The sequence below is a fragment of the Streptomyces sp. 8K308 genome (genome assembly GCF_004348315.1).
GTDB lineage: Bacteria > Actinomycetota > Actinomycetes > Streptomycetales > Streptomycetaceae > Streptomyces.
In genome coordinates this window covers 1-8,533 of the sequence record NZ_SMKC01000307.1, presented here as the reverse complement: position 1 = coordinate 8,533, position 8,533 = coordinate 1, and the positions used below count along the sequence as shown (strand labels likewise).

At 75.4% G+C, this 8,533-nt stretch carries 6 protein-coding genes and 1 pseudogene; 5 read left to right on the top strand and 2 right to left on the bottom strand.

Features of this window, described 5'->3' with window-relative positions; genetic code table 11:
* The coding region (locus tag E1265_RS29250; RefSeq protein WP_132934007.1) for a serine/threonine-protein kinase at nt 1–1,766 on the top strand (1,766 nt) is incomplete at its 5' end.
* Between the two features lie 23 nt (nt 1,767–1,789).
* Nucleotides 1,790–2,287 carry a hypothetical protein gene (locus E1265_RS29245; RefSeq protein WP_132934006.1) on the top strand — a complete coding sequence of 166 codons (498 nt, stop codon included), beginning with the start codon at nt 1,790–1,792 and terminating at the stop codon, nt 2,285–2,287.
* A gap of 17 nt (nt 2,288–2,304) precedes the next feature.
* On the opposite strand, the gene E1265_RS29240 is transcribed toward E1265_RS29245, so the two are convergent.
* Entirely contained in the window at nt 2,305–3,405 is a 1,101-nt protein-coding gene (locus E1265_RS29240) for an aminoglycoside phosphotransferase family protein (RefSeq protein ID WP_132934005.1), read from the bottom strand.
* A gap of 237 nt (nt 3,406–3,642) precedes the next feature.
* On the opposite strand from E1265_RS29240, the gene E1265_RS29235 reads away from it, so the two are divergent.
* Nucleotides 3,643–5,121, top strand: a complete 1,479-nt coding sequence (locus tag E1265_RS29235) for a hypothetical protein (protein ID WP_132934004.1) — start codon at nt 3,643–3,645, stop codon at nt 5,119–5,121.
* Nucleotides 5,122–5,170: 49 nt separating this feature from the next.
* On the opposite strand, the gene E1265_RS29230 is transcribed toward E1265_RS29235, so the two are convergent.
* On the bottom strand, nt 5,171–6,631 hold the full coding sequence (locus tag E1265_RS29230; RefSeq protein ID WP_132934003.1) for a SpoIIE family protein phosphatase: 1,461 nt from the start codon (nt 6,629–6,631) through the stop codon (nt 5,171–5,173).
* Between the two features lie 234 nt (nt 6,632–6,865).
* Here E1265_RS29230 and E1265_RS29225 point away from each other — a divergent pair, with 234 nt between their 5' ends.
* Together E1265_RS29225 and E1265_RS39795 are read left to right on the top strand one after the other, a co-directional pair.
* Entirely contained in the window at nt 6,866–8,302 is a 1,437-nt protein-coding gene (locus tag E1265_RS29225; RefSeq protein ID WP_132934002.1) for a HEAT repeat domain-containing protein, read from the top strand.
* A 120-nt stretch (nt 8,303–8,422) separates the two neighbouring features.
* A pseudogene (locus tag E1265_RS39795) lies at nt 8,423–8,533 on the top strand (glycosyltransferase family 4 protein); the annotation flags it as partial.

Here is an 8,533-nt window from a genome sequence, read left to right as displayed (position 1 = left end):
GCATGGGGGAGGTCTGGCGGGCCAGGGACGAGGCGCTCGACCGGCGGGTGGCGGTCAAGTGCCTCAAACCGCTGGGCGGCAGGGAGGACGAGGAGCCGTTCCTGCGCGTGCTGCGCGAGCGCTTCCGGCGCGAGGCGAGGCTCGCCGCCTCGCTGCAACACCGGGGCGTCACCGTGGTGCACGACTTCGGGGAGTCCGAGAGTGTCCTCTTCCTGGTGATGGAGCTGCTCGAGGGGCGCAACCTGAGCGAGCTGCTCACCGACCGCGGCGGCCCGCTGCCCGTCGAGGTGATCGCCGACGTCGCCGACCAGGTCGCCGCCGCGCTCGCCTACACCCACGGCCAGGGCATCATCCACCGCGACCTCAAGCCGGCCAACGTCATGCGGCTCACCGACGGCACCGTCAAGATCTGCGACTTCGGCATCGCCCGCATCGCCCAGGACATCGGCCTCACCTCCAAGCTCACCAGCGCCGGCATGGCCATGGGCACCCCGCACTACATGTCGCCCGAGCAGATCGCGGGCGTCGGCGTCGACCACCGCAGCGACCTCTACTCGCTGGGCTGCGTGCTGTACGAGATCGCGACCGGGGCGCCGCCGTTCGACCTCGGCGACCCCTGGGCCGTCCTCATCGGCCACCGTGACACCCCGCCGACCCCGCCGCGCCGCCACCGCCCCGAGCTGCCGGTCGATCTCGAGCGGTTGATCCTCCAACTGCTCGCCAAGGACCCGGCGGACCGGCCAGAGGACGCCGCCGCGATCGCCCGCCGGTTGGTCGTCGCCGGCGGCGGCACCGCGGCGGCCGCCGTCCCGGCGCCCGCCCGGCCGCGCTCCGAGTGGCTGCCGGCCTGGACCCGCGGCATGCGTCCCGGATCGCGGGCCAGCGGCTCCTGGTCGCTGCGGCTGCCGCCGCCCGACCGCTCGGCCGGCCTCACCGGCCAGTGGACCGGGCTCGCGCCCACCGCCCTGCTCGGCCACACCGGAGAGCGGCGTAGCCCGGCGCCGGAGTACCTGGCGGTGTTGGAGAGCCGGCACCGGGCGGGGCTCAGCCTGGGCCGGCTCGGCCGCTGGGAGGACGCCTACGACGTGCACCGGGCGGTGGCCGCCGAGCGGGCCAGGGCGCTGGGCGACGAGCACGCCGACACCCTCGCCAGCCGGTACGAGACGGCCTACGCGCAGTTCCGGCTCGGCCGCTACGACGAGGCGCTGGCCGGCCACACTGCGGTCGCCGCCGCCCGGGCCCGGGTACTGGGCGCCGACCACCCCGACACCCTCGACGCCCGCTTCGAGATCGGTGTCGTCCTTGGGCGGCTCGGCCGCCCGGGCGAGGCCGTGCCGGTCATCCACGAGGTGATCGAGGCCAGGACCAGGACCCAGGGCCCCGCGCACGCCGACACGCTGCGCGCCCGGCACGCCCTCGGCATCAGCTTCGGCCGGCTCGACCGGTGGGAGGAGGCGCTGGCCGAGGCCCGCGTGGTCCGCGACCTCCGCGCCGACACGCTGGGCCCCGACCACCTCGACACCCTGGTCAGCGGCCGGGAGATCGCGGTGGCGCTCGGCTGGCTCGGCCGCTGGGACGAGGCGCTCGCCGAGTACCGCGGCGTGCGGCGGGCCAGGGAGCGGGTGCTCGGGCCAGGACACCCCGACTCGCTTGCGAGCCGCAACGACGAGGCGCACTGCCTCGAACAGCTGGGTCGTGCCGGCGAGGCCGTGGAGTTGTACCGTCAGGTGGCCGCCCCAGGTGATCGCGGGGCGGCCGGGGTGTGAACGGGCCCACGTACCATGGCGGCATGTCGTTTCTCCGCCGCCGCAGCGCCGCCTCCCCCGCAGGGCCCGACTTCGACGTGCTCGCCATGGACCCGGGGGACTGGCCCGGGGTGCTGGGCGCGGGGCTGCTGCCCGCCCCGGACGGCAGCTGCCAGGGCGTGGTGCTGCGCTACGACCTGTTCGGCGGACGCGGCCCGGCCATGGTCATCGGCAACCTGCCGGAGGGTTCGCCGGCACGGGACATCGTGGAGGGCGAAGTCCCCTTCGAGGTCCACCAGTTGCTGGCGGCGCTGGAGATCGACGAGGACGTGCGCGCCACCGGCAGCGAGGACGTCCCGGTGATGCACGACGGTAACCTGCTGATTGTCCGGCGCATCACCTGCACCGAAGGCCGCGTCTCCTGCGTCCAGTTCGACCGGGACGACGGCGTCCTGGTCACCATCGCCAGCTGGGACCGCCCCATCACCGACGACCTCTACGCCCTGCTGAAGCCGCTCCCCGCCGAGATGTTCCAGCGCTAGCCGGCGCCGCCGCCCGGCTACCTGGTGCCGACGGCGGCGCGGACCGCGCGGCGGGCCAGCGCCCAGTCCTCGTGCAGGCGGCGCAGCAACAGTCGTTGCTCCTCCCCGTAGGACAGGCCGCCGCCCGCCGGGGTGGTCATCGGCCGCCGCATGGCGCGCTGCACCGCCTCCTCGCAGAGCCGGATCTCCCGGGTGAGCACCAGCATCAGGTTGACCAGGAACGCGTCCCGACCGCGCGGCCCGACGGCCTGCGCGGTCTGGCTGATCTGGCGCCGCACCAGCGGCGCGTCGCCGAGCACCGACCACAGCGTGGCCAGGTCGTAGCCCGGCAGGTACCAGCCGGCCGACTCCCAGCTCACCAGCACGGGACCGTTGGGCGAGAGCAGCACATGGGTCAGCCGCGCCGCGCCGTGGCAGAACTGCCGGGGCAGCTCCTGCCGGCCCCGGCCGCACAGGCCGTGCAGCAGCGCCTGCATGTCGCCGACGTCCCGGTCGGTGAGCAGCCCGAGCGAGTGGTATCGGGCGAGCCACGCCGGGTAGCTCACGGCGTCCTGGAACACGCCGTCCGGCGGCTGCCAGGTGTTGAGCCGGCACAGGGCGGCGAGCAGGCCGCGCAGGTCGGCGGCGGACGGCGCGGACGCCGGGTGGCGGCGCGTCGCGCCCACCCGGCCCGGTACGAACTCGACCACCAGCGTGCCGCTGTGCGGGTCGTCGGCGATCAGCCGGGGCACCCGCGTCGGTGGCCGGTGGTGGACGAAGGTGCGGTAGGCCGTTATCTCCTGCCTGGTCCGGTCGGCGCGCGGGCCCGTCGGGTCGATCAGGCACTTGGCGACCGCGGCGCGGCGGCCGGCCATGCCGATCAGCACGACCGAGGGGCCGGCGTCACGGACGACCTGCACCGGGGCGAACTCGGGACAGATCTCCTGGGCGGCGGACAGCGCGGTGCGCAACCGCTCCCCACGCGCGCCCGAGAAGTCGATCCGCCCGGCGCCCGGCGTCGGTCCCGGCCGCCGCGGCCGCCGGCCGCGGTCGTCCGCGACGCCGGCCGGTGCGGCGCCGAGCTGGCCGACGAGGCGCGGCCTGGCCCGGGAGACCACGGGTGATGGTGCTGGATACATAGGCGGGCATGGTCCCTTCGTGTGCCGGAAGGTTCACGGCGCCCCCGGACCGGACGGGCCTCCCAGCACCCTGGGGAAATGCCGGGCGGCCACCGGACCGGGGTGGCGCGGTGTCTACATCACTCCCTCGCGCGGGTGGCACACCATGTGGCGTGCCCTGGCGAAACCATGGCGAATGGCCATAAGGCCGTTGCGTGGCGGCTACTGTCAACTCAGCCGAGATCCTGGGGGCTTGACGTGAGCAGCAGAACCAACACCCGCCTCGCGGATCTGTTCCGCCTGGCCGGATGGTCCAAGGGCGAACTCGCCAGGCTGGTGAACCGGCAGGCGGCGGCCCAGGGGCATCCGCAGCTGGCCACGGACACCTCGCGGGTGCGCCGCTGGATCGACACGGGGGAGACCCCGCGCGATCCGGTTCCCGAGGTGCTGGCGACGCTGTTCACCGAGCGGCTCGGCCGTGTCGTGACCATCGAGGACCTCGGGTTTCGCCGGCCGGGGGAAGCGGGGGCACGGCCGTCCATCCATGGACTGCCGTGGGCACCCCAGCGGACGGCCGCGGTCCTCACCGAATTCACGGGAATGGACCTCATGCTCAACCGACGCGGCATGGTGGGTGCGGGCGCCGCGCTCGCCGCAGGATCAGCCCTCAGCGACGCCATGTACGACTGGTTGCGGACCCCCCGGGACCGCGACACCCTGACCGTTCACGACTCAGCGACCACCGCGGATCCCGCGGGACTCGACCGCTACGAGGCGGCGCCGGTGGGCGCCGAGGAGGTCGAGGCCCTGGAGCGCTCGGTGGACATCTTCCGCGCCTGGGACGCGTCCCGGGGCGGCGGCCTGCAGCGCAAGGCCGTGGTCGGGCAGCTCAACGAGGTGGGCGGCATGCTCGCCTTCCGGCACCCCGAGCATCTGCAGCGGCGGCTGTGGGGGGTGGCGGCCAACCTCGCGGTGCTGGCCGGCTGGATGTCGCACGACGTGGGCCTCGAGCCCACCGCGCAGAAGTACTTCGTGATAGCCGCGCACGCCGCCAGGGAGGGCGGTGACCAGCCGCGCGCCGGCGAGGCGCTGTCCAGGGCCGCGCGTCAGATGGTCCACCTGGGGCGGCCCGACGACGCCCTCGACCTGATGCAGCTGGCCAACTCGGGGATGGGCGAGGAGGCCCTGCCCCGCACTCGGGCCATGCTGTGCACCATCGAGGCCTGGGCTGAGGCGTCGATGGGCCACGGCCAGGCCATGCGGCGGCTGCTCGGGCAGGCGGAGGAGCTGTTCGTATCCGACCGGGGCGACGTGCCGCCGCCCAGTTGGATGCAGATGTTCGACGAGGCCGACCTGTACGGCATGCAGGCCCTCGCCTACCGCACCCTCGCCGAGCACGACCCGGCCGCCGCGAGGCCGGCCACCCGGTACGCCGTCCAGGCGCTCGCGCTGCGCGAGGACGAGCGGGGCAGGTCGCGGATCTTCGACCAGCTCTCCATGGCATCGGCCTGCTTCATCGCCGACGACCCGGAGCAGGCCGACCGCTACGCGCGGCTGGCCCTGGCGAGCATCGGCGAGAACTCCTCGCACCGCACCTGGGACCGGCTGCGCGAGATGTACCGGCTCACCGGGCAGTACGCCGGCTACGCCAGGATCGAAACCCTGCGCGAGGAGATCGAGCAGGTGCTGCCGCCGCAGGCCTCGGGCTCGCCCCGGTTCGGCGGCCGGCCGGCCTGACCGCCGCCGACGGCGGTGCCGGCGCCCCCGGCCCGCCGTCGGCGGTTCGTCACTCCCTGACCCTGGCCACCAGCAGGCAGGCGTCGTCCTCCCTGGCCACCTCGCCGCAGGCCGCGACGATCACCCGCAGGCACTCGGCTGCGCTGCGCGCCGAGCTGAGCCGGGGGGCCAGGTCGATCAGCCGGTGGTCGCCCGCGTGCCCTGCCGGCAGCTGCCGTGGGATGGCCGAAAACAGTCCATCGGTATGGAGTACCAGCACGTCTCCTGGGGCCAGCCGGTCCGCGCGCTGCGCGAAGCCGGCGTCGCCCACCGCGCCGAGCAGCGTCCCGGCCGGTCTCGGCAGCGCCCAGCCGGTGCCGCCCCGGCAGAGCAGGGGAGCGGGATGGCCGGCCTGGGCCCAGGTGAGCACACCGAGGTCCGGCTCGTAGTGGCAGCACAGCACGCTGGCCAGCACCGGTTGCGCGGCCCGGTCGAGCAACTGGTTGAGGTGGCCGAGCAGCGCGCCGGGCGCGGCGCCGGTCAGCGCGATGCCGCGGATCGCGCCGAGCACCGTGGCAGTGCCGGCCGCCGCGGCGGCGCCGGTCCCCGACAGGTCGCCGACGCTCAGCAGCCGCCCCCCGTCCGGCAGGGTCAGCGCGTCGTACCACTTGCCGCTCATCTGCCCCCCGGCGCCGGCGGGCAGGAAACGGGCGGCCAGCTCCAGGGATCCGGGCGGCCCCTCGGAACCGCCCGGCCGCGGCGAGTCGAGCGAGGGGGCGAGCACGGAGTCATCGAGCGCGACGGTGAGGCCGCGCCAGGGCCCTGCCTCGCCCGCGGCCGCCCGCGACTCCTCGCGGGCAGTGCCCAGCGGGCCCCGCACGCTCGTCCGCGCCCGGCCGCCCGCCGCGGCGTCCGCGCCCGCCGCCGGCTCCTCGTCGGCGGCGCCGGGACCGCGGCGGGACGCCGGCCGGTCCACGCGCAGCTCGCGGATCATCGCCAGCATCGCCACGGTGCCGCCGCTGTCGTCGAGCACCGGCTCGCCGGCCATCCTGACCACGCGGCGGGAGCCGTCCGGGCGGGTGATGCGGAACTCGCAGTCCATCGGCCGCCCGTCCACCAGGCAGTCCGTGACGGCCGCGGTCAGCGTCGGCTGGTCCTCGGGCGGCAGCCACGACGGCAGCTGGTCGAGGGTGAGCGGCCCCTCGCCGATCGGGCGTCCGAAGATCGCGTACAGCTCGTCGGACCAGACCACCCCGTCGGTCAGCAGGTTCCACTCAGCGCTCCCCGCGGGCCCCGCCGCCGGCCTCTCGGCGCCGCGCAGCGCGGCGAGCCGCTCGCCGACGTCGTCAAGGCCTTCGAGTGCCAGCTCCAGGCCCGCCCGCCGCCGCTCCGGCGCGCCGCCGGCCGCCTCGTCGCGCCGCAGGGCTTCGACGTCGTCCCGCAGCCGGCGCGCGCGGGCGATCAGGTCGTCGAGCGCGGCCTCGTCGGTGAGGTCGTTCGTGGGGGGTTCCGGGTGCTGCGAGGAGAGCATGGCGGGTCCCTGATACGGCGCGGACAGGACCTGACGTCCCGGGGCGGTCGGCGGGGGCCGCCTTCCCGGCGGACGACTCCAGACTGTTGCACAGCCTTCCCCGCTCCGTAAGAGATTCAGCCGCCCCGGGAGGCGCGTTCCGGCCCCGCGGGTGTAGAACGGGCTCGCACCGGCAAGGAGCCGCGCAACGGAAATGCCTTGCCACGGGAACGACCGCACCGGATGCTGACTCATATGTTCGCCAGCCACACCGAAACAGACATAGCGCCCAGTGGGACCCTCCTGGGGCTCCTCCAGCGAGGGCGCGGCGACGGTTGGCTGCACGCGCTCGCGGCCCCCCGAGCCGAGGCAGTCGCCGCGCTGGAGCGCTGCGTGCTGCACGATCCCCGCCGGGACTGGCGGCTCGAGCACCGTTCCCTCTACTACGCCCGGCTCTACGTGGAGCTCGGCGCCGACCTGGACGCCGTCGCCGACCACCTGTTCCGGCCGGACGACGCCGTCCGCCCCGAGGAGGAGCGCACCGGCCTCGCCCTCTCCGTGCTCGGCCACCTCACCTCCTACGGTGACCGCGAGGCGCTGCGGCTGCTGCGCCGCTACGCCGTGGAGGGCGCCAACTGGCGCTGGGCGCTCGACGAGCTCGCCGTGCGCGACGACGACGCCGGGCTGCGCGCCCTCGGCCCGCGGATCCTGCTCCGCTTCCCGCACACCGAGGAGGGCGAGGCCGCCCTCACGGCCGCGGTTCGCGACTCCTTCGAGCCCCGTCCCTGGCACGTGTGGGCCGCCGATCCCGACCGCCCCGAGCAGCGCGCCCGCCTGGAACGCGCCCTGGAACACGGCGACTTCGACCGCTGGCAGCGCCAGTTGCGGCCGCCGGGGCCGCAGCCCGGCTGGAGCGTGGACGCCGTCCTCGACTGGGCCCAGGAGGGGTACGAGCAGTCGCCGCGGCAGTGGCGGGAGGCCGCGGCCGCCCGCTGCCTGGCCGCGGTGGCCGGCCCCGCCGACCGCCCCCTGCTGCTGGCCGCCGCCGAGGCCGGCCGTCCCGCGGTGCGGGCGGCGGCGCTGCGCCACCTCGCCGAGCGCGAGGAGCCGGCGGTCTTCCCCCTCATCGAGGCGGCCGCCGGCGCGCCCGACGAGGACGTGGCGGGGGCCGCGATCACCGCGTTCTCCCGGATGGGTGGGCAGCAGGCGCTCCAACAGGCCAGGCGCTGGGCCGACCGGGACGACCAGCTCGGCTCCTGCGCCGCCGCCATGCTGGCCAGGCGCGGCGAGAGCCGGGACGCCCCCCGGGTGCTGACCGCGCTGCTCCGCGCGGTGCGCACCAGGGGCATGGACGCCAGGGAGCTGCGCCCGCTGGTGGAGGGGGCCGGGCGCCTGACCGTGGGCGCCGCCGTGCCCGTGTTGCGCCACATCTACCGGGAGACGGCCTCCTCCCAGCTGCGTGGCGACGTCGCCCGCGCCCTCTCCGGCACCGATCCCTCCTTCACCACCGGCTTCGCCGTCGAGTGCCTGTGGGACTGCGAGGAGGACACCCGCGAGGTCGCCGCCCGCTGCGCCACCACGGTCGACACCCGGGTGGTCGAGCGGCTGCGCCGGCTGGCCACCGATCCCGCCGAGCAGGCCGGGGTGCAGACCGCGGTCCGCGGCCGGCTGGCCGACCGCGCCACGGGGTGAGGGGCAGGGGCCTGAGGCTCACCGGGGCCCAAGGCTCATGGGACGTTTTCCGAACGGACATGCGGATGTGGGGCTGCCCATGCCCCGGTCGGCGACAACGCTCGTATGCGCACCTCCCCGATGCGAGTCCTGATCGTCACCGAGTCCTATCCCCCCGACGTCAACGGCGTCGCGCACACCGCTCTGCAGACCGCCAAGCACCTCGCGGAGCGCGGCCACCACCCACTGATC

Coding starts and splice junctions, on each gene's coding strand:
- E1265_RS29230 (WP_132934003.1), bottom strand. CDS start 6,631: ATGCTCTCCTCGCAGCACCCGGAACCCCCCACGAACGACCTCACCGAC.
- E1265_RS29245 (WP_132934006.1), top strand. CDS start 1,790: ATGTCGTTTCTCCGCCGCCGCAGCGCCGCCTCCCCCGCAGGGCCCGAC.
- E1265_RS29225 (WP_132934002.1), top strand. CDS start 6,866: ATGTTCGCCAGCCACACCGAAACAGACATAGCGCCCAGTGGGACCCTC.
- E1265_RS29240 (WP_132934005.1), bottom strand. CDS start 3,405: ATGTATCCAGCACCATCACCCGTGGTCTCCCGGGCCAGGCCGCGCCTC.